Annotated in this window: 15 protein-coding genes; 7 read left to right on the top strand and 8 right to left on the bottom strand. The window is 70.7% G+C overall.

Features of this window, described 5'->3' with window-relative positions; genetic code table 11:
- Positions 1-31 precede the first annotated feature (31 nt).
- A complete protein-coding gene (locus A4R44_RS22800) occupies positions 32-1144 on the top strand; it encodes an IS630 family transposase (RefSeq protein WP_067584183.1) in 1113 nt (370 codons plus the stop codon).
- Between the two features lie 63 nt (positions 1145-1207).
- Here the strand turns inward: A4R44_RS22800 and A4R44_RS22795 are convergent, their stop codons facing one another.
- On the bottom strand, positions 1208-2818 hold the full coding sequence (locus tag A4R44_RS22795; RefSeq protein WP_198545403.1) for an amidohydrolase: 1611 nt from the start codon (positions 2816-2818) through the stop codon (positions 1208-1210).
- A gap of 247 nt (positions 2819-3065) precedes the next feature.
- Between A4R44_RS22795 and A4R44_RS52075 the strand changes: the two genes are divergently transcribed.
- The 3 genes from A4R44_RS52075 to A4R44_RS22780 all read left to right on the top strand — a co-directional run bounded on the left by A4R44_RS52075 (position 3066) and on the right by A4R44_RS22780 (position 5702).
- Positions 3066-3983 (top strand): hypothetical protein, encoded by a 918-nt coding sequence (locus A4R44_RS52075; protein ID WP_067584180.1) that lies wholly within the window; start codon positions 3066-3068, stop codon positions 3981-3983.
- A 96-nt stretch (positions 3984-4079) separates the two neighbouring features.
- Positions 4080-4685, top strand: a complete 606-nt coding sequence (locus A4R44_RS22785) for an MBL fold metallo-hydrolase (protein ID WP_067584177.1) — start codon at positions 4080-4082, stop codon at positions 4683-4685.
- A gap of 210 nt (positions 4686-4895) precedes the next feature.
- A complete protein-coding gene (locus A4R44_RS22780) occupies positions 4896-5702 on the top strand; it encodes a M15 family metallopeptidase (RefSeq protein ID WP_067584174.1) in 807 nt (268 codons plus the stop codon).
- On the opposite strand, the gene A4R44_RS22775 is transcribed toward A4R44_RS22780, so the two are convergent.
- The 4 genes from A4R44_RS22775 to A4R44_RS52515 all read right to left on the bottom strand — a co-directional run bounded on the left by A4R44_RS22775 (position 5699) and on the right by A4R44_RS52515 (position 10163).
- The gene (locus tag A4R44_RS22775; protein ID WP_095213531.1) at positions 5699-7483 is read right to left on the bottom strand and encodes a serine/threonine-protein kinase; all 1785 of its coding nucleotides are present in this window, start codon (positions 7481-7483) and stop codon (positions 5699-5701) included. The two genes, A4R44_RS22780 and A4R44_RS22775, sit on opposite strands and share 4 nt — an antisense overlap.
- Positions 7484-7650: 167 nt before the next feature.
- On the bottom strand, positions 7651-9270 hold the full coding sequence (locus tag A4R44_RS22770; protein WP_067584171.1) for an amino acid permease: 1620 nt from the start codon (positions 9268-9270) through the stop codon (positions 7651-7653).
- Positions 9271-9492: 222 nt separating this feature from the next.
- The gene (locus tag A4R44_RS22765) at positions 9493-9864 is read right to left on the bottom strand and encodes a phosphotransferase (RefSeq protein ID WP_369805928.1); all 372 of its coding nucleotides are present in this window, start codon (positions 9862-9864) and stop codon (positions 9493-9495) included.
- Positions 9861-10163: a phosphotransferase gene (locus tag A4R44_RS52515; RefSeq protein WP_369805926.1), complete on the bottom strand. Its 303-nt coding sequence runs from the start codon at positions 10161-10163 to the stop codon at positions 9861-9863. The genes A4R44_RS22765 and A4R44_RS52515 overlap by 4 nt, the downstream gene beginning before the upstream one ends.
- Positions 10164-10198: 35 nt before the next feature.
- Here A4R44_RS52515 and A4R44_RS22760 point away from each other — a divergent pair, with 35 nt between their 5' ends.
- Positions 10199-10924 carry a hypothetical protein gene (locus A4R44_RS22760; RefSeq protein ID WP_067584165.1) on the top strand — a complete coding sequence of 242 codons (726 nt, stop codon included), beginning with the start codon at positions 10199-10201 and terminating at the stop codon, positions 10922-10924.
- Positions 10925-10926: 2 nt separating this feature from the next.
- Here the strand turns inward: A4R44_RS22760 and A4R44_RS22755 are convergent, their stop codons facing one another.
- From A4R44_RS22755 to A4R44_RS22745, 3 genes are all read right to left on the bottom strand, one after another.
- Positions 10927-13182: a protein kinase gene (locus A4R44_RS22755; protein WP_067584162.1), complete on the bottom strand. Its 2256-nt coding sequence runs from the start codon at positions 13180-13182 to the stop codon at positions 10927-10929.
- A 124-nt stretch (positions 13183-13306) separates the two neighbouring features.
- Positions 13307-14308: a helix-turn-helix transcriptional regulator gene (locus A4R44_RS22750; RefSeq protein ID WP_067584159.1), complete on the bottom strand. Its 1002-nt coding sequence runs from the start codon at positions 14306-14308 to the stop codon at positions 13307-13309.
- A gap of 492 nt (positions 14309-14800) precedes the next feature.
- The gene (locus A4R44_RS22745; protein WP_067584156.1) at positions 14801-16213 is read right to left on the bottom strand and encodes an FAD-dependent monooxygenase; all 1413 of its coding nucleotides are present in this window, start codon (positions 16211-16213) and stop codon (positions 14801-14803) included.
- 342 nt (positions 16214-16555) lie between these two features.
- Here A4R44_RS22745 and A4R44_RS22735 point away from each other — a divergent pair, with 342 nt between their 5' ends.
- Positions 16556-17047: a hypothetical protein gene (locus A4R44_RS22735; RefSeq protein ID WP_157904964.1), complete on the top strand. Its 492-nt coding sequence runs from the start codon at positions 16556-16558 to the stop codon at positions 17045-17047.
- Positions 17048-17099: 52 nt separating this feature from the next.
- Entirely contained in the window at positions 17100-18320 is a 1221-nt protein-coding gene (locus A4R44_RS22730; RefSeq protein WP_198545401.1) for an MFS transporter, read from the top strand.
- Positions 18321-19261 lie beyond the last annotated feature (941 nt).

Here is a 19261-nt window from a genome sequence, read left to right as displayed (position 1 = left end):
GTTAATTCGTCGTCAGTTAGGCTCTGGCGGCATGACTGATGGTGCCGCGGGACGTCGGGGGCCGAAGCTTGAGCCGGTGGTCCTCGCCGATGAGGAGCGGTCGACGCTGGAACGCTGGGTGCGACGACGGAATTCTGCGCAGGCTTTGGCTGCGCGATCGCGGATTGTGCTGGCGTGCGCTGAGGGCGGCGTGCCTCCGGTCGTGGGCGTCGCGAAGGACCTTGGCGTGTCGCCGGACATGGTCCGCAAATGGCGCCGGCGTTTTCTGTCGGACCGTCTCGACGGGCTGGTCGACGAACCTCGGCCCGGTCGTCCGCCGGTGATCGGGGTCGAGGACGTCGAAGCGGTCGTGGTGGCGACCCTGGAAGAAATCCCGAAGGACGCCACGCACTGGTCGCGTGCGTCGATGGCGCAGCACAGTGGCTTGTCCAAGTCGACTGTCGGCCGGATCTGGCGGAAGTTTCAGCTCAAACCGCACCTGACCGAGACCTTCACACTGTCGACCGATCCGTTGTTCGTGGAGAAAGTGCACGATGTCGTCGGGTTGTATTTCAATCCGCCCGACGGTGCGATCGTTCTGTCTGTTGACGAGAAGTCGCAGATCCAGGCGCTGGACCGGTCTCAGCCGGTGCTTCCGATGATGCCCGGCATGCCCGAGCGTCGTACCCACGACTACGTCCGCAACGGTCTGACCACCTTGTTCGCGGCGTTCGACGTTGCCACCGGCGAGGTCATCAGTTCTCTGCACCGCCGGCATCGTGCCGCGGAGTTCGAGAAGTTTCTCGTCAAGGTCGACAAGGAAATCCCTGCCCATCTCCAGATCCATCTGATCTGCGACAACTACGGTACCCACAAAACACCTGCGATTCGGGCGTGGCTGGAACGGCACCCTCGTTGTCATATGCACTTCACCCCCACCGGTTCCTCCTGGATCAATCAGGTTGAGCGGTGGTTCGGGTTCCTCGCTGATCAGCAGATCAGGCGTGGCACCCACAAGAACGTTCAGAACCTCGAAGCCGACATCCGCTCATGGATCAAGGAATGGAACGAAAACCCCAGGCCCTTCATCTGGACCAAGACCGCCGCAGAGATCCTTGAGTCACTGGCGAACTTCTGCCGACGAATTTCCGGCGCAGGACACTAGCACGGTGCGCCGTGAGGGGAACCCTGCGGGAATCAGAGTCACTGAGGATTCCCCTCACGCGCGCTACGCCGACCAGACCCGCTCCCCGCCGACCCACGTTTCCCGTACCCGCACCCGGTCCAGCGCCTCCGGATCGGCCGCGAACGGATCCTCCGCCAGCACCGCGAAATCGGCCAGGAACCCGGGCGCGAGCTGTCCCTTGGTCGCCTCCTCCCCGGACGCATACGCCGACCCTGTCGTGTAAACCCCGAGCGCGGCCTCGACGCTGATCCGCTGCGAAGGCCCGAACAACTCCCCGTCCGGGGCTCGGCGCGTCACGCAGCTGCGCAGTGCGTACAGCGGCGGGAACGGGCCGCACGGATGGTCGGACGAACCGGCCACGGCGACCCCGGCGTCGAGCATCGAGCGGTGGGCGAACATGCGCTCGACGCGTTCCGGCCCGTAGTACTGGGTCAGTTTGTCCCCGTGCGCGGCGGCGTAGTTCGCGAACGGCACTGCGACCATCCCGTGGTCGCGCATGCGTTTCAGGATCTCGTCGTCAATGATGGAACAGTGTTCGATGCGGTGCCGGGGGTCCTCCCGCGGAGTGGCGGCTTGGGCCTGGTCGACGGCGTCGAGGACGCGGCGGATCGCGCGGTCGCCGTTGGCGTGCACGCAGACCCGCCAGCCGGCGTCGTGCACGTGGCGCACGGTGTCGGCCAGTTGGGCGGCGCTGACGCGCTCCAATCCGTAGCTGTCGGTGCCTTCGATGGGCTGTTCGACCAGGCAGGTCCCGCCGTTGACGGCACCGTCGGCGAAGGTCTTGACGCCGCCAAGGCGCAGCCGGGTTTCGGGAGCGAGCGGAGTGCCGGGGAGGGCGCGGAAGTAGTCGAAGTGGTCGTAGGCGGCCAGTGCGTTGACCCGGAGGGTGAGCTGGTTCTGGTCGGCCAGGTGACGGAGGACCTGCCATTCGGTGCGGCCGACGAGGGCGTCGCCGACCGAGGTGATGCCCGCGGCGTGCAGGGCGGCGGCGTGCCGGGTGAAGGCGGCGGCCAAGACCTCGGTGGAGGGGTCCTGCACGATCGTCGGGCGCGGGGTGAAAGCGGGAAATGCCAGGTCGTAGAGGGCTTGGTCGTGGATGACGCCGTCGAGACGGCCGGCGGCGTCGCGGCCGAGGTGACCGCCGGGCGGGGGTTCGCTCCAGTCGGTGAGGCCGGCGAGGGCGAGACCGGGGGAGTTGACGACGCCGGCGTGCAGCGTCACGTGCACGACCAGGACCGGGTGGTCCGGGCAGGCTTCGTCCAGTTCGGCGCGGGTGAGTTCGCGGCCGCCGTTGCTGCGGAACGAGTCGTAGCCGCAGCCGATGACCCATTCGCCGGGCGGCGTCGCGGCGGCTCGTTCGCGCAGCGCGGCGGTGAGATCGGCGGTCGAGCTGATCCGGGACGGCGAGAGGTCGACCTGCAAGGACTGCGCGGCGACGACGGTCGGGTGCTGGTGGGCGTCGTTGAAGCCGGGGATGACGGTGGCGTCGCCGAAATCGTGCAGCCGCGCGGCCGGGAACTCGCCGCGCAGGTCGGCGACGGCGCCGTGCGCGACGATCCGTTCGCCGCGCATCGCGAAGGCCGGGGGTTCGGCGCCGGCCATGGTCACGATGCGCCGGGCGGTGACGATCTGCACGGATTCCGGTGCGGACACGAGGTTCCCTCCAGGGTCGACGGCTGACCGCGCGGCGCTGTGTCCACAAAGGATGGTGTGGCCGCGGTGCCGCACCGCCGATTCTAGGGGCGCGGCGGGCGCGGGCGCATCGTCGAAGCGGGTTGCGGCAATCGGGTGATCTGGGTCCCGCCGGGGCGGACTCCGGAATGAGAACCGGCCCCGCGGCGGTGTATACGCTGGAAGCACCGGGCGCCCGGCCCGGCTCCCGCGGCGGCAGGAGGCTCGCATGTCCGGCATCGGTGGGGCGCGGGCCGCGCTCGGCGCCGCCGCCGAGCCGTGGGAGATCCAGATCGGCCGCGACCTCGCCGACCGGCTCGACACCAAACCGCCTTCCCGCTGGTCCCGGCCGGGCGCGGCGGCGGACGACCTCGCGGACCTGGTCGGGCCGGGCGAGGTGGTCCTGGCCCCGTCGGCGACCCGGCCGTCGAGCGACGGCGTGGTGTGGACGCCGGAGCAGGCGCTGGGCGCGGGCGCGCGCGGGGCGGCGCTGTGGGTCGACGACCTGCCCTACCCGCGCATTATCGGTGCGATCCCGTACCCGGAGCTGATCGCGGTCGAGCACGCGATGGCGGGGAAGCACTCGTGCCTGGTGCTGACCGGCGTCCGGACGACACTGGTCTTCCGCTACCGCTCGTGGGCGTGGCCCGCGGTGGCCGACCTCTTGACGCACGTGCGGTCGCGCGCGCATCGCCCCGGCGCGGCGGAACCGGCGCACGCGGGCCCGCCTTCCCTCGGCTGGGAGCGGCTCCCGGCGTCGCCGTTGGTGGCACTCGGACATACCCGGCATACGCGCTACCTCGGCGCGGAACCGGAACTCCCGCGGCGGTGGCTGTGGCAGCAATCCCGGCCGGCGGCGTTCGTCGCGCTGACGCGGCAGGAGCTGGTGGCGGTCCGGCATGTGCTGGGCCGTCGCCCGCTGAGGCATGGTGTGCAGTTGCTGGCAGTGGCGCGGAACCGGATCACCGGTCTCGGCACGCGGGGCGATCGGTTGCGGATCGCAGTGCCGGCGGGGCGGTACGAGGTGGACCTCGGCGCCGAGCTGGCGGCGGAGGCGCGGTCGCGGTTCGAGCCGATGCTGCGCGCGGACGGGCGGCGGCGCGTGGTGCGGAAGGCCCCGCAAGCCCCGAAAGCCCCGCAAACCTGACTGCCGCGGAACCGGATCCTGGGCGAGTTGTCACAAACCGGGCGGCCGTCCGGTCTCAGCCGGCTATCTGGCCGCGCTGCTCCCGAGGAGAACCCCATGGGCTTGGCCCCTTCCGCCCGTCTCGACGAGGCGGTCCGTTCGCGGTCCGCGCTGAAGGTCGGCGACATCGCCATGCTGCCGATCACCGCCGTAACGCTGGCCGCCAACGCCGACCTGCCGGCCTGGCCGCGCGAAATGTTCCTGCCGCCGGAGACGATCGACTGGCCGCTGAACGTGGCCGCGGTGCGCAGCGGCGGCCGGACGAGCCTGGCCGATTCCGGGCTGGCCGCCGAATTCCCGGGCTTCCCGCGCGCCGGGCAGCCGGCGACGCGGCTCGTCGCGGCCGGGACCGACCCGTCGTCGCTGACCGACGTCGTGCTCACCCACCTGCACACGGACCACATCGGCGGGCTGCTCGTCGAGGGGCTCCGCGGTCGGCCGCGCGAGGATCCGCGGTTCACCTCGCCTCGGCGGAGGCGGAGTTCTGGCAGGCGCCCGGCTTTTCCCGCACTGTCCTGCCGGAGCCGATCCCGGAGGTGCTGCGCACGACGGCCACGCGGTTCCTTGACGTGTACTGCGGCCGTCCGAAACCGGGCACGAGGTGACGCCGGGCGTGCGGATCTGCCGGACCGGCGGGCACACTCCGCAGCATCGTCCGGCTGACTTTCGCCGGGGACGCGGTGTTCCAGCCCGGGTTCGAGCACGACCCCGGGGGAACCGGCCCGCGTCCGGGTCCGCCTTCTGACGGAGCTGGTGGCGACCTGCCGTTCCCGTCCGTCTGCCATGTGGCGGTCACGGGCACCGTGCTGGCGGTGTGGGACCACTTGATCGGCCCGGGGACTTCGGCGCGATCTTGTGGTAAGCAATCCGGCTATGCGCGGAAAGACGATGCGCGGCCTGACGATCGCCGCGATGAGCCTGCTGACCTGTCTCGTCGCCGCACCGCCGGCGCCGGCCGCACCGGAGCCGAAGGCACCGCCCGGATTCGTCGCCCTGCGCGACGTCGATCCGACCATCGTGCAGGAGATCCGGTACATCACCCCGCACAACTTCACCGGCGCGCGGGTCGACGGATACCGGCAGCCGATGTGCATCCTGACCAGGGACGCCGCTGTCGCCCTGCACAGGGCGCAACTGTCGTTCCTGCGCCAGGGCTACACGCTGAAGGTCTACGACTGCTACCGCCCCCAGCGCGCGGTCGACGACTTCGTGCGCTGGGCGGAGGACCTGTCCGACCTGCGGATGAAAGCCGAGTTCTACCCGCGCGTGGAGAAGGCCCGGCTTTTCGCGGACGGCTACATCGCGGCGAAATCCGGCCACAGCCGGGGAAGCACGGTCGACCTGACGCTCGTCCGTCTCCCGGCGTTCCCGACGCGGCCGTACCGCCCCGGTGAGCCGCTGACGCCGTGCTACGGCCGGAAAGCCGAACGATTCCCGGACAACTCGCTCGACATGGGCACCGGCTTCGACTGCTTCGACACCCTCGCGCACACGCTCGGCCCGCGGATCGCCGGGAAACAGCGGGAGAACCGGATGCTCCTGCTGCACGGACTGGAGCGCGCCGGGTTCAAGAACCTGCCCGAGGAATGGTGGCATTACACGTTCCAGCCGGAGACGTTCCCGGACACCTACTTCGACTTCCCGGTCTCGCGGCGGTCGCTGAACTGCCGTCCGTTCTAGGGCAGGCGGGTCGCGACGACCGCGGCGACCGATTTCGCTGTGTCGCAGATGGCGGTGAGGTTTCCCTTGCTCGCTTCGTCGGTGATTTCGACCAGCACGACTTCGTCTCGCTGCTCCGGCGTGCCTTCGAGCGAGGGGAGTGCCGGCGAGTAGGTGCGATGGACGAGGGTGACGTCGCACGTGTCGCCTTCGCTGTCGTGCGGATCGACGTACGCGAGGCGTCCGCCAACGGTCGTGCGCGTCTGGCCGTCCGGCGGATCCTCGGCCAGCGGCCACTGCCGGTCGTAGTAGAGGTCGACCGACTTCGCGTCGTGCCCCCACGAGCAGGCCCAGTTCGCGAAATGCCGGTCGACCGGGTAGTCCGGGCCGGCGGTCCGGCGGAGCGTGGCATCGTCGACCAGCGTGCAGGCGTCCGTCCGCGCCAGCGAACCCGGCTGGAACGGCTGGGCCCGGCGGGCGATCGGGCCGCGGGCGACGCGCGCGTAGGCGTCCCCGACGACGGCGTCCGCCATCGCGCACAGTTGCGGAGCGGCCGCGCCGTCGGAGCGGACCGAGCTCACCGTGACGACCGAGAGATCCGGCAGGGTGAAGGAGCGACGGCATTTCCCGGCGTCGGGGTTCGGCCGCCGGAGCTCGCCGAGTTTTCCCCGGACCGGCGGCACCTGCGGATACTGCTCCGGTTCGGACAGTTCCAGGCTGGTCACGATCGTGCCGCTGCGGTCGGGCAGGCTCGTGTTGAGGTCGCAGCGCGCGAACGTGCCGAGGTTCGGTTCGAGGAACACTTTGCCGTACTGGCTCAGGGAATTCACCGACAGCAGCGAGCACGGATCAGCGGTGTGCGGGTCGCCTGACAGCTCTTGCGACGGCGGCGCGGCAGTCGCGTTCGCGGGCGGGGCGTCGTCGCGAGTGAAGACGAGAAACCCGGCGGCCAGAAGGACAACCGCGCCGAGCGCCGCGCCGATGATCATGGGCCGCTTGGGCCTCTTCGCCGTTTGCGGCACGGGCGCACCGCGCAGGAAGGCCTCGGCCTCGACCGCGGTCGGGCGCCTTTCCGGCTGACGGCTGAGCATCGCCCGCAACGCGGGCCCGAGCTCACGAGCGTTGCGCGGCGGTTCGGGAGTTCCTTCCGCGGCCCGGCGCAGTTGCGCGAACGGCCCGTTTTCCCCGCTGCCCCAAGGAGAACCGCCCTCGACAGCCGCGAACAGCGTCGCCCCGAGCGAGAAGACGTCCGACGCCGCGGTGGCCGCCTCGCCGTTCGCGACTTCCGGCGCGAGGTACCCGGCGGTGCCGCCGACCCGGGCTCCGTCGGTGAGCGTGGCCTCGTGGCCGCGGGAGATGCCGAGGTCGGCGAGTTTGGCGGTGCCGTCGTCGGCGACCAGGACGTTGCCCGGGGCGAGGTCGCGATGCACCATGCCGCGGGCGTGCATCGCGGCGAGCGCGGACGCGATCTGCCCGCCGATTTCCGCGGCTCGTCCGGGAGCGAGGACACCGTCGGCGTGCACGATCTCGGCCAAGCTGCGCGCCGGGAGGTACTCCATGACGAGCCATCGGTCGGTGCCGTCGGAAACGGAGTCGTACACCGCGACGATGTGCGGATGCTGCAGCGCCGCGCCGAGCCGGGCTTCGCGGCGGATCTGCGGTTCGTCGCCGTCGAGCGAGCGCTTGAGCGCGACCGTCCGGCGCAGTTCCAGGTCGCTCGCCCGCCAGACGACACCCATCCCGCCGGCTCCGAGGCGTTCTTCGAGTCGGTAACGTCCGGCGATCACCTGCGGAGCGGTCACCGCGACAGCCTAGAGCGCGCTTTCCCCGACTGTCCTCCGACCGCTCCCTCCGGCTCCCGATCGTGACGACCGGCCTGGGGTTCGGCTGCTCGTGCCGCGGTCGCCGCCACGACGGACTCCCGCTGGCCGACGACGCTGAACCACAAGACCAGCCCGCGCGGCAGGCCTCAGCTCTCCTTCGCCGCGCCCTTGCGCAGCTGCCTGCGCACCAGCGGCCAGAACGCCGCGATCACGGCCAGCGACACGATGCTCGTCCACACCTGGGTGCGGGCGGAGTCGTCGGTCAGCAGCATGACCACGATGATCGCCACGACGCCGACGACGGTCAGGATGCCGAGCCACGGGTGCAGCCACATCTTGAGCTTCAGCCCGGCGCGCTCCTCCGGCGTCATGTTGTGCCGCATCCGCATCTGGGTGAACGCGATGAACGAGTACACGAACAGCGCGACCAGGCCCGCGGAGTTCATGATGAAGTCGAAAATGCCGGAGCCGGGCGCGACGAAGTTGACGAAGACCGCGATGTACCCGCCGATCGTGCAAGCGACCACCGCGACGGCGGGCACGCCGGACTTGCTCTTCTTCGCCACTGCGCGCGGGGCCAGTCGCTTCTCGGCGAGCGCGGAGAACATCCGCCCGGCGGAATAGAGGCCGGAATTGAGCACCGAACACGCGGCGGTGAGCACGACCGCGTTCATCACCAGCCCGGCGCCGGGGAGCCCGAACAACGTGAAGGCGTGCGCGAACGGCCCTTCCTGCTTGGGATCCGGCAGCTGGTTCCACGGGACGATGGTGACGATCAGCAGCACCCCGCCGACGAAGAACAGCAGGATCCGCCAGATCACCGTGACGACGGCCCGCCGCACGCCCTTGGCCGGATCCTCGGACTCGGCCGCGGCCATCACCGCGATCTCGGTGCCGAAGTAGGAGAAAATCACGATCGCGACGCCGCTGAGCACCGGCCACCAGCCCTGCGGCGCGAACCCGCCGTGCTGCCAGAGGTTCGGGATCGAGAAACTCGCCTTCGGCCAGAGCCCGAACGCGAACAGCGCGCCGACCGCGAGGAAGACGACGATCGCGGCGACCTTGATGCTCGCCAGCCAGTACTCGACCTCGCCGAACGACCGCGCCGACACCAGGTTCGTGGTGGTGAAGAACAGCAGCAGCACCACCGAAAACACCCACTGCGGCACGTCCGGGAACCACCCGCCGAGCACCGACCCGCCGACGACCGCCTCGAAGGCGATCACGCCGATCCAGTAGTACCAGTACAGCCACCCGACGAGATACCCCGCCCACTCGCCGAGCCCGACCCGGGCGTACTCCATGAACGACCCGATCGCGGGCCGTGCGGCGGCCATCTCGCCGAGCATGCGCATCGCGAGGAAGACGAGCAGGCCGCCGATGAGGTAGGAGATGACAGCGGCGGGCCCGACTGCGCGGACTACGTTGCCGGAACCGACGAAGAGGCTGGCTCCGATGATTCCGCCGAGGGCGATCATGGTGATGTGGCGGGAGCGGAGCTTTGCGGGGTCGCCGGCGGGGGTCGCCGCTGTTTCGGCCTGGGTCGCGTTGTGCGGGCTTGCTCCGGCTGGAGTTGCCGTGCGTTGGGCGGTCTCGGCTGCGGCAGTCTTGCCTGAGGTCGCCGCGCTCGCGGCCGCCTTGCCCCGGGCGGTTTCGGACGGGGTCGCCGTGCGCTCGGCAGCCTCGGCCGGAGCCGCCTTCTCCGCGGCCGCCTCGCCCGGAGTGTCCGGGCCGCCCTGGCCCTGCTCGGTGATCCGATCAGCCATCGATCGATCTTCCTCTCGTCCAGCCGTGCTGCCCCGGCCGGCGACGACGTCGGAACCGGCCGCGGAGCCGGGCCTCGCTGCCGGGGGACAGTCCGCGGCCGCCGGGTCCGTCGAGGCTAGGTGCGACAGGGGGCGGATGCCGGGCGAGAAAGTTGTCGATCATCCGAATGGAGCAACAGTGTGCGCCGGATTTGTCGGGTATCGGCGAGCTGGGGTGCGGAATCAGGCGCGCTGGAAGTTCGCCAGCGTCTCCGTGATCTGGTGCCTCGTGCTCGCCGCCACCCGGGGATTCGTTGCCGCATAAGCGGTGTACGCGCTGAGTCCGGTGTTCAGCGCGTATCCGCGTCCGCGTGTCCAAATGTCGTCGTCGAGACCGGACACGGCGCGGAAGGTCGCCCGCGCGCAAGGCGGGAGGGGCCGCGCGATCAGTGCGTCGCACGCCGGATCGCCGACTCCGAGCCCGCCGAAGCCGAGGACGGCGCTGACCTGTCCGGCTGCCAGCAGGAGGTTGCCGGGATGAAGGTCGCCGTGCACCCACACCGGCGGATGCGGCCACGGCGGTGCGGCGAGTGCGGCGTCCCAGACCGCAGTCAGCGCGGCTCGGTCGAAGACGTCGGCGATCGCTGCGCGGGTTTCGGTGCCGCGGCGAGCGAGCGGCGTGCCGATGAACCCGTTTGTGCGCGTCGTCGGCGAGCGGGGAGCCGCTGGAGAGCCGCGACGAACCGGGTCAGCTCGGCCGCGGTCGGGCCCGGCAGCCAGCGGGACACCGGCCAGTGCCACGGATAGCCTTCGCCCGGCGATCCGAGCGCGACCGGCCCGGGAATCGCCAACGGCAGATGCGGCGCGAGCCGGAGGAGCCACCGGGGCTCCTTCTCCGGCCACCCGCCGCCCACTCGCCGCGCGGCAGGCGCTGGAGCGGCGGCTCGGCGTGCAGCTGGTCACCCGCAGCACGCGTCGGCTGAACCTCGTCGACGAGGTGGAGCGCTACGCCGCCGGCACCGCGCGGCTGCTGCCCGAGATCACCGACTTGGAGGACGAGGCCGGCCGCCTCCGCCACGGCGTGCGCGGGCGAGTCGCGGTGCGTTCGACCATCGGGCTCGGCCGGGCGCACATCGCGCCGGTGCTGGGGCAGTTCCAGCGGCGGCACCCCGGTGTCGAGATCGATCTGGAGCTGTCGCACTTGCCGCCCCACATCGCGGGCACGCCGTTCGACTTCGCGATCCGGGTCGGCAGGCGAGGGATTCCAGCCTGCGCGCCCGGAGCATCGCCGGGACCGGGAGCCGCCGCGGTCCATTCAGGACGAGTGCATCGTCCTCCGCGAAAACGGCTCGGACTACGCGATCTGGCGCTTCGGCACGGACGGCGACGAGGCCGCGGTCAAGGTCCCCGGCGCGATGATCAGCAACGACGGCGGGATCGCGACGCACTGGTGTCTGGCCGGGCACGGGCTGTTGACGCGGTCGCGGTGGAAGGTCGCGCCAATGCCGCGGTGCGGCGAATTGATCCAAGTCTCGCTGACATTCCCGCTCCGGACGCGCCGATCTACGCGGTTTACCCTTCCGCGCATTCGGTTCCGCGCCGGGCGCGGATGGCTGTCGGCTGTCTCGCCGGGAAACTCGCGGGCCGTCTCGGCGGCGGTACGGCAAATTTTTGACGTCAGTGCGGCTGGGACAGATCGCCCGGACGGAAGGCTTCCACGGTAGTGCTCACCGGCGTGTCGAGTTCGGCTTTGTGCTCGCGCGGATAGACCCAGCGCAGCGAGGCCGTCGACCCGGCTCCGGAGAAACCTCGCTCGTAGAAGATCTTTCCGTCGCTTTGGTAGCCGGAAATCGAGTAGTGGCCGCCCTCGTCCTTGCGATAGGTCACCCGGCCGCCGTTCGCCTCTGCCGCGGCGGCCGCGTCGGCCAAGGCCGCCGCGGTGGTGCGGCCGCCGGAGTTGGTGCCCCAGACGGTCAAAGTCGCGTCGAGGGAGGTGTCGGTGAACGTCATTCCGTCGCCGTTGTCCGGGCTGTAGGGCGCTGCGGTGTAGCCCTGGGGAACGCGCGTGGTGAAGCCGAACCGGGGGTTGGTGTAGGTGTTGCTGACCGCCGGGGAAGACGAGGCCGGCGGTGTGGGGGCCGAAGAAGGCGCGGTGACGCCGAGCATTGTCACGAGCTTCGGCCGCAGCAGGTCGGCGATCTCGGCGTACGGAACGGTCGCTGTTTCTTTTCCGGAAGCCATGTCGCAGCCCAGGTCGTACCAGAGGATTTCGAATTCGGCCCCGGTCTTGGTGAAGCCGACCGACGCTCCCGGGACGTGGTCGCGGGCGGGGACCCGGTCCGCGGCGTCGATGGTGGCTGTGCGGCCCTCGTCGTCGACGGAGACTATCCGGCAGAAACCGTTCCTGGTGTGCGGTTCGATGCGCTCGGTCAGCGTTTTCATCCCGGCCGCGGTCAGAATTTCCGGCCGGAACATGTCCTGGGGGCCGAGCGGGTTCCCCGTGGCGAGATCGACGGTCACGGTTTCCGGGAAGCGCCACGTCGTGTGGGACAGGACGTTCGAATCGAGATCATGGTCGTAGCGAACGGAAAGCAGGGTGGGGGTCTGCACCAGGATCCGGGCGGTCGATCGGGCGGCTGGTGTTTCCCCGGCTTCGGCGAACTGCGGCTGCCAGCCGGGATTGGCGCGTGCGTCGCGGATGGCCTTCAGCCGCTTGTCGACCGGGGCGCGCAAGGCGTCGTTGACGCGTTTCCGCACCGCGGCGTCCGGTCCGCCGGACACTTGTGGATACTGCAGGTCGTAGGTGATCGGAAGGGCCTGATCGCGGCCGGAATCGGTTTGGATCGCGACGGTGAGCGCTGCGGGCGGCGGCGGATCGTCCTGGCGATTGAAGACCAGTATTCCGCCGGTGACGAGCGCGCCGACGACCACCAGCACCGCGACGGCCTTGCCGACGATCACCGCGGTCGCCCCGGCCCCGGTGCCCGTCGCAGTCGGCACCCCGGCCGCGACCGCGCCGGCGCCTGCTCCGATCGGCGCGGCGGCGGTGCCGGCGGTGGCCAGAAGGGCCAGCGGGGTGAGCGCGGTCAGTGCGGCGGACGCGACGGCCAGGCGCTTCCAGCCGCGTTTCTCCCAGTCCTTTCCGTAAGCCATGCGGGCGATGGTTTCCAGTTCGGACACGAAAGCGTCCGCTGTGGACGGTCGCCACGCCGGGTCCTTGGCCATCCCGCGCGCGATCAGCGGACGGAGTTTCTCGGGCACCCCGTCCAGCGGCACGGGCGCCATCTGGTGCAGCGAGCGCAGTTCGTCGGCGGTGGTCGCCTCGAACGGCTGATGCCCGGTGATGCATTGGTAGAACACGCAGGTGGCGGCATACACGTCGGTGGCGGGCTGGCCCGGTTGCCCGGCCCACTGCTCGGGCGCCAGGTACGACGGGGAACCGGCGGTCAGTCCGTTGCGGCCGTCCAAAGTGGCCAGTCCGAAGTCGACCAGTTTCGACTGGCCTTCCCGCGACACCAGCACGTTTCCCGGCTTGTAGTCGCGGTGGACGACCCCGGCGGCGTGTGCGTCGGCGAGACCGAGCAGCGAGCCCTTGAGGACGGCCAGCGCGGATTCCGGGGCGAGGACGTTCTCCGCCGCCAGCAGCGCGCGCAGGGACACGCCGGGCACGGCCTCCATCACCAGCGCGGCGCCCTGCGGCGTTTCGATGAAGTCGAACAGCTGGACGACGTGCGGGCTTCGGACCCCGGACAGCAGCCACGCCTCGCGACGGAACCCGGCCGCGATGTCCGGGTCGGCGAGGTGCTCCGCGAGCAAGTACTTGATCGCCGCCATCCGGCCGGATTCCTGGTGCTTGGCCAGCACGACGCGCCCGAAGCCGCCCACGCCGAGCACGTCGACCTCAGTGAACCCGGGCACCCGCCAGTCGCTCATCCCCGCCGCTTCCCCTCTCCGCGAGGCCGGTCGCGGTCGGCGAGATCGTACTCCGGAAATGTGGCACCCGGAGTGGAGTTGTCACAGTTGTGCCTCGGTCGTGGGATCGGAGCCCGGCTGCGCGTCATGGCGCCGAGATATCGGCGAGCCGGGGTTCAGAAGACGGNCGGATTCCTTGCTCGGTGGTGCGGTAGAGGACCGCGCGGCCGGACCGTCGCCCGGTGACCAGGCCGCTGTCGCGCAGGACCCGGAGGTGTTGCGAAACCGCGCTTGGCGAGACGTGCAGGGCTTCGGCGAGGCCGGTGGTCGTGGCGGGGGAGCGCAGTGTCTCCAGCAGTTCGGCGCGACGTCGGCCCAGGAGGCGGATGGCGTGTCCGGCGGGGCGACGCCCGGCGGCTGTCCACAGTGCACCGCTGCCTCGCGCTGGGTAGCGGATCGTGGTCTGGGTGGTGGTGTGCAGTTTGATCATCACCCACGGCGGGCCGAGCACGACGGGGGAAAGCACCAGCCCGCCGGCGGGGCGTCCGGGCGAGGAGCGATGGTCGCCGTCGAGGGTCAGGCGGCCGTTGTGCCAGTTCAGTCCGGCGTGCAGGTCGGTGAACAGACGGCGCGCGCCGCCGTCGGCCCATTGTTTGGCGCGGTAGGCGATGTCGGCGTCGAGGACGGCGTGCAGCCGGGTCCAATGCGGTGCGATCAGACGGTCGTGCGCTCGCCGCAGTTCGGCGGCGATGGCGCGAAGCCCGGAGGCGGGGTCGTCGGCGAGCGCGCGGGCCGGGGCGGGCAAGCGGTCGCCGAACACGCCGTGCAGGCTTCGCCGGACCTCGCGCGCGGTGGTCCGGCACATCGCGGCGAGCGCCTCGTCGATCGTGCTCGCCGCGCGGGCCGGGGCGGGCAGCAGGAACTGCGGCCAGCTGGTCCGGCCGGTGACGAGCAGCGGCCAGGTCCGCGACAGGTCCAGCGGCCGGACGGCGAGTTCGCCGGCGGCCCAGCGGGTCCAGTGCCCGTGCCGCGTCCGGCCCCAGCACCCGGCCAGAGTCTGCAGGCCGGAGACGGTTTCGGACAGCGGCGAGACGGCGAGCCTGGTGCCTGCCAGGTCGCCGGTGCTCAGTTCGAGGGTGAGCGGCACGTCGCGATTATGCGGCAGACGGCGGGTGTTCCAGGGCAGCGGCAGGCGAGTGAGGGTGAGCTGGTGCCCTCGCCGGTCCGGCGGCGGTTTTCGGCGGCCGAGGTTGTGCGTTCGCCGGTCTGGTGGCGGTTTTCGGCGGGCGGGCGAGGTTTTGCGTTCGCCGGTCCCGGCGGCAGGTTTTTCGGCGGCCGGGGCGGTTGAGGTCCTGCGTTGTCGGTCTGGCGGCAGTTTCGGGCGGGCGGGGTCTTGCCTTCGCCGGTCCCGGCGGCAGGTTTTTCGGCGGCCGGGGCGGTTGAGGTNGCAGTTTCGGGCGGGCGGGGTCTTGCCTTCGCCGGTCCCGGCGGCGGGTTTTCCGCGGCCGGGGCGGTTGAGGTTTTGCTGCTTCTCGTCGGTTCGAGCGGGTGCGCGGCAGTGCGGTTGCCCAGGGGAGCAGCGGCTTGCCGAACCAGCGGGGCGCGACTCCCGGTTCCCGCTGGTTCGGCGAGGTCCTGGTTATCCGGCACTCGGGCCGAACCAGCGGGCGAGCTGGCGGTTCAGCTCTTGCTGGTCCTCGCCGATCCAGGCGACGTATCCGTCGGGGCGGAGCAGGACGGCCGGGGCGTCCAGGGCGGCGGCGGGGTCGGTGCGGAGGTCGACCCGGTCCGCCCAGCCTTCGGCGGTCAGCTCTCCGGTGCGGTCGAGCACCAGGCCGCGGCCCTGACGCAGGCGGTCGTAGAGGCGGCCTTGCTTGAGGTCGAGGTCGGGCAGGCGGCGGCCGAGCAGGCCGGGGCCTTCGCCGAGGTCGTAGCGGAGGTCGATCGCGGTGATTTTCCCGATCAGGCGGCGGTTGACCTCGTCGACGTCCATCAGCTCGGCGAGCAGCCTGCGCACGGCCCGCGGTCCCGCTTCGGCGGACGACAGTTCCATCTGGGCGCGGGTGTTGTCGAGGACGTCCGCGGCGACCGGGTGGCGTTCGGCCTGGTAGGTGTCCAGCAGGGGCTCGGGGGCCCAGCCGCGGACCTGTGCGGCCAGCTTCCAGCCGAGGTTGAACGCGTCCTGCACGCCCAGGTTGAGGCCTTGGCCGCCGGTGGGCGGGTGGATGTGCGCGGCGTCGCCTGCCAGCAGCACCCGGCCGACGCGGTACCGGTCGGCCAGCCGGGTGGCGTCGCCGAAGCGGGACAGCCAGCGCGGGGAGTGCACGCCGAAATCGGTTCCGGCGAGGGCGCGCAGTTGTTCTCGGAAGTCCTCGATAACGGGCGGTTCGGAGCTGAGTCCCGCGGCGGGGACCACGACGCGATAGACGCCCTCCTCGACCGGCCCCAGCATGAAACGCTTGGTGGCCTGCCGGACCTCGGCCACCTTGGCGGCGATCTCCTCCCGCGGCGCGGCCGCGGCCATCTCGCCCATGAGGGTCTCGGTCCGCGAGGGTTCGCCCGGGAAGCCGACGCCGAGCAGTTTGCGCACAGTGCTGCGCGCACCGTCGCAGCCGACGAGGTACTTCGCTCGCAGCCGTTCGCCGTCGGCCAGCTCGACGGTCACTCCGTCCTCGTCCTGCTCGAAACCGGCGATCGCGCAGCCGTGCCGGACTTCCGCGCCCAGCCCGGCCGCGTGCTCTTCGAGCAGGCGGACGACGACCGGCTGGGGGATGCCCAGCAGGTACGCGGTGGCGAGGTCCTCGGGCGCGGGTTTGGCGATGCCGGCGAAGACGCCGCCGACCGGACGCCGCCGTCCGCGCTGGAGGAGCGGCTCCAGCAGCCCGCGCATCGCGAATTGTTCGAGGCTGCGGATATGCAGGCTGACGATGCGGGCGAGCGGGACCGGCTCGGTTTCCTTCTCCAGGACGAGAACCCGCACGCCATGCAGCCGGAGCTCGGCGGCCAGCGTCGCGCCGGTCGGACCGCAGCCGGCGATGATTGCGTCGATCATGAAGCATCCGTTCGTTCAGGTGTGGTGCGGTTCGTTGCCGGGGGTTCGGCTGCTGCGCGCTGCGAGGCGGGGATCAATGCCCAGGGCCCTAAGGCGGCGCTGCCGCTGCGGTATGAGGTCTCTGTCCTGAGCGCGGGGTTGGCGAGGCAGGTTCGGGGTGTGCTGTCCGTGAGGGAATCAGAGTCCCTCAGGGTTCCCCTCACGGACGCGAGCAAGCGGTCGTGAGGGCGTGGAACGGGCATTTCGGCGAGCGTGGCGTCCCTTGTGGACGGTTGGCATGGTGAAGCCGCGCAGGTTAAGTCCCTGGCATTGCCGCGGCGGGGTGCTCCAGGGTGCTTGGCTGTGGCGAGTACGGCCCCGGCGTGCCTGGTTGTCGCGGTGCGGCTGGTGGCGTGCCTGGCCGTCGCGGTGCGGCTGGTGGCGTGCCTGGTTGTCGCGGTGCGGCTGGTGGTGGGCGTGGTTGTCGCGGTGCGGCTGGTGGCGCGTCTGGTTGTCGCGGCGCGGCTGGTGGCGCGCCTGGCCGTCGCGGTGCGGCTGGTAGTGCGCCTGGCTGACGTGGTGCGGCTGGTGGCGCGCCTGGCCGTCGCGGCGCACCTGGCCGTACAGCTCGCCGTCGCCCGCTCGGCCGTCCGTTCACCCGCAGCGATCGCGAGCGCGGCGCATCCAGGCGTCGTGGCCCCACGACGGCAGGCACGCCCTGGTACGGACGCGTCGGGCTGGTTCTGGATTCGCGCAGGACTTGGCATCGGCCGCGCCAGTCTGCGGTGCCCGCGATCCTGCGGCAAGCGAAATACCAGGAAGCCCGACCACCGCACAGCGAAACATTCGATGTAGCTCCAGCCTACATCATGGCGAACACATGTTCGACCCGGGAAAGCTCCGGACCATGAAGCAACGCGACCCCAAGACCAAGCTCCCGGCCGCGTACTGGCGGTTGTGGTGGGCCTCGGCGGTGGACAACGTGGGCGACGGGATCTTCTCGGCCGCCGTGCCGTTGCTGACGGTCGCGCTCACCCGCGATCCGGTGCTGGTCTCGGTCGTCTCGGCCGCGACCTACCTCCCCTGGCTTCTGCTCTCCTTGCCCGCGGGTGCGCTCGTGGATCGGCGCGACCGGGTCGGTCTCCTCTGGCGGTCGCAGGCTCTCCAGGCGGCGATCGTCGCGGTGGCGGCTGTGCTGATCGGGCTGGGCCGGATCGGCATCGCGGGGCTGGCGGTCACGGGGTTCGGGCTCAGCGCGTGCGAGGTCGTGTTCGCCACCGCGTCGCTCGCGGTGGTGCCGGATCTCGTCTCCGAGGCGCAGCTGCACCGGGCGAACGGCAGTCAGTACGCGATCGCCAGCGCCGGGCAGTTGTTCGTCGGTCCGCCGATCGGCAGCCTGCTGTTCGCGGGCGCGGCGGCGTTGCCGTTCGGCGTGGACGCGGTTTCGTTCGCGGGGTCCGCCGCGTTGCTGGCGGCCTTGCCTCGCCGTCCGGTGCCGCGAGGGGCTCGGCCGCCGGTCCGGGTCGCGGTGGCGGAGGGGGTGCGCTGGCTCGGGCGGCACCGGCTGTTGCGGACGTTGGCCGGGCTGCTGGCGGTGAACACGTTCTGCTACCAGCTCGGCAATGTCACGGTCGTGCTGCTCGCGACGCAGACCCTGCACGTCAGCGAGCGCGGTTACGGCGTGTTGCTCGCGGGGGCCGCGGCGGGCAGTGTGCTCGGCGGGACGGTCAACGCGCGGGTCGTGGCGAAAATCGGGGCATTGCCGGCGTTGCTGACCGCGTTGATCGCCAATGCGGTGATCTTCGTGCTCATCGGCGCCAGTCCGAACGCGGTCGTTCTTGGGGCACTGCTGGGGGTCAACGGGTTTGCTACGACGCTCTGGAGCGTGGTCACGGTCAGCCTTCGGCAGCAGGCGGTGCCTACGGACCTGCGCGGGCGGGTGCACAGCGTCTACCGGATGCTGGGCTGGGGTTTGATGCCGCTGGGATCGCTGGCGGGGGGACTAATCGCGGACGTGCTCGGCATCCGGGCGGCGTATCCGGTGGCCGGTGCGGTGCGGGGGATCGCGCTGGTCGCGGCGCTGCCGGTGCTTCTTTCGGCGATGCGCGCCGGGAAGCCCGCGCGGTGAGGTGCGCAGTCTGCGGTCCTTAGTGGACAGACGTGGCCGGGGGCGAAGGTCAATTCGTGGGCAACCGGCCCTGTGGTTCCCTTTACCGATCTGCGCGGTCGGGCACGCTGCGGAATGTGCATCTTATTGGCAGTTTGCCGATAGCGGGCATTTGCGCCGCACCGTCCGGGAAGAGGGTTCCGCTGTTCGGATATTGGTTGCGGAAAAGCTGCAACGTTTCCGGCGGCGGAGGCGACTGTGCGGGCGGAGGTGCTGGTGACGGAATCGGCAGTGACGGCGGGAGATCGAGTTACCCGGCGGTACGGGCGACTGTCGTCGCGCGCCATTCGTGTGGTCGTGCGGGGAACGGCGAATTCCGCGCGGCGGGGATCCGGCGGAATTTTCCGGTGATCGGGTGAGGTTTAGCGGAGCGAATCGCCGTTTTTCCTGATCGACTTGTCCCGCCAGCTGTTCGGGGGCGTTTCCGGGAAGGCGGAAGGTGATCTTTTTTCCGGGAAGCGGCGGAAGTCCGGTTCGCAGCGGGGATTGTGCTGCGGTCGGGGCAGCGGCAGCGGCTGTTGGCACCACTTCGCTGGTGGCGATCATTGATCCGGCGGCCCGGAGAATGGCCGGTGTACGCTGGTCGGAGCAGCGGGAAACGGTGCGGTGCGCGGGCCCTTCGTCGGCCGAATGCGAAGGCGGACTGTCCGCTTATCTGCGTGCCGACCCGAGGTGTGAGTCCGTTGTTCATATTTTGGAATGCTCTCGGCAATGTGTGACGCTGGGTGTGAACCGGCGTATGCGGGGGTCCTTCGTTTGGCGGTTGCTGGAGTGCAACCGAGCTAGGCAGGGTATGGATTCCGGCGCGGGTCTGGACTTGAAGACGCCCGCGCTCTGCTGGGGCTAGTGCCGCGCGGGCAGGGGGGCAATTCCCCGGGCGGCTCCTACGAGTATTCGAAAGG

This window comes from Amycolatopsis sp. M39 (genome assembly GCF_001651785.1).
GTDB classification, from domain to species: domain Bacteria; phylum Actinomycetota; class Actinomycetes; order Mycobacteriales; family Pseudonocardiaceae; genus Amycolatopsis; species Amycolatopsis rubida.
Note: the sequence above shows the minus strand (reverse complement) of the source record. Positions and strands in the feature narration are given on the sequence as shown.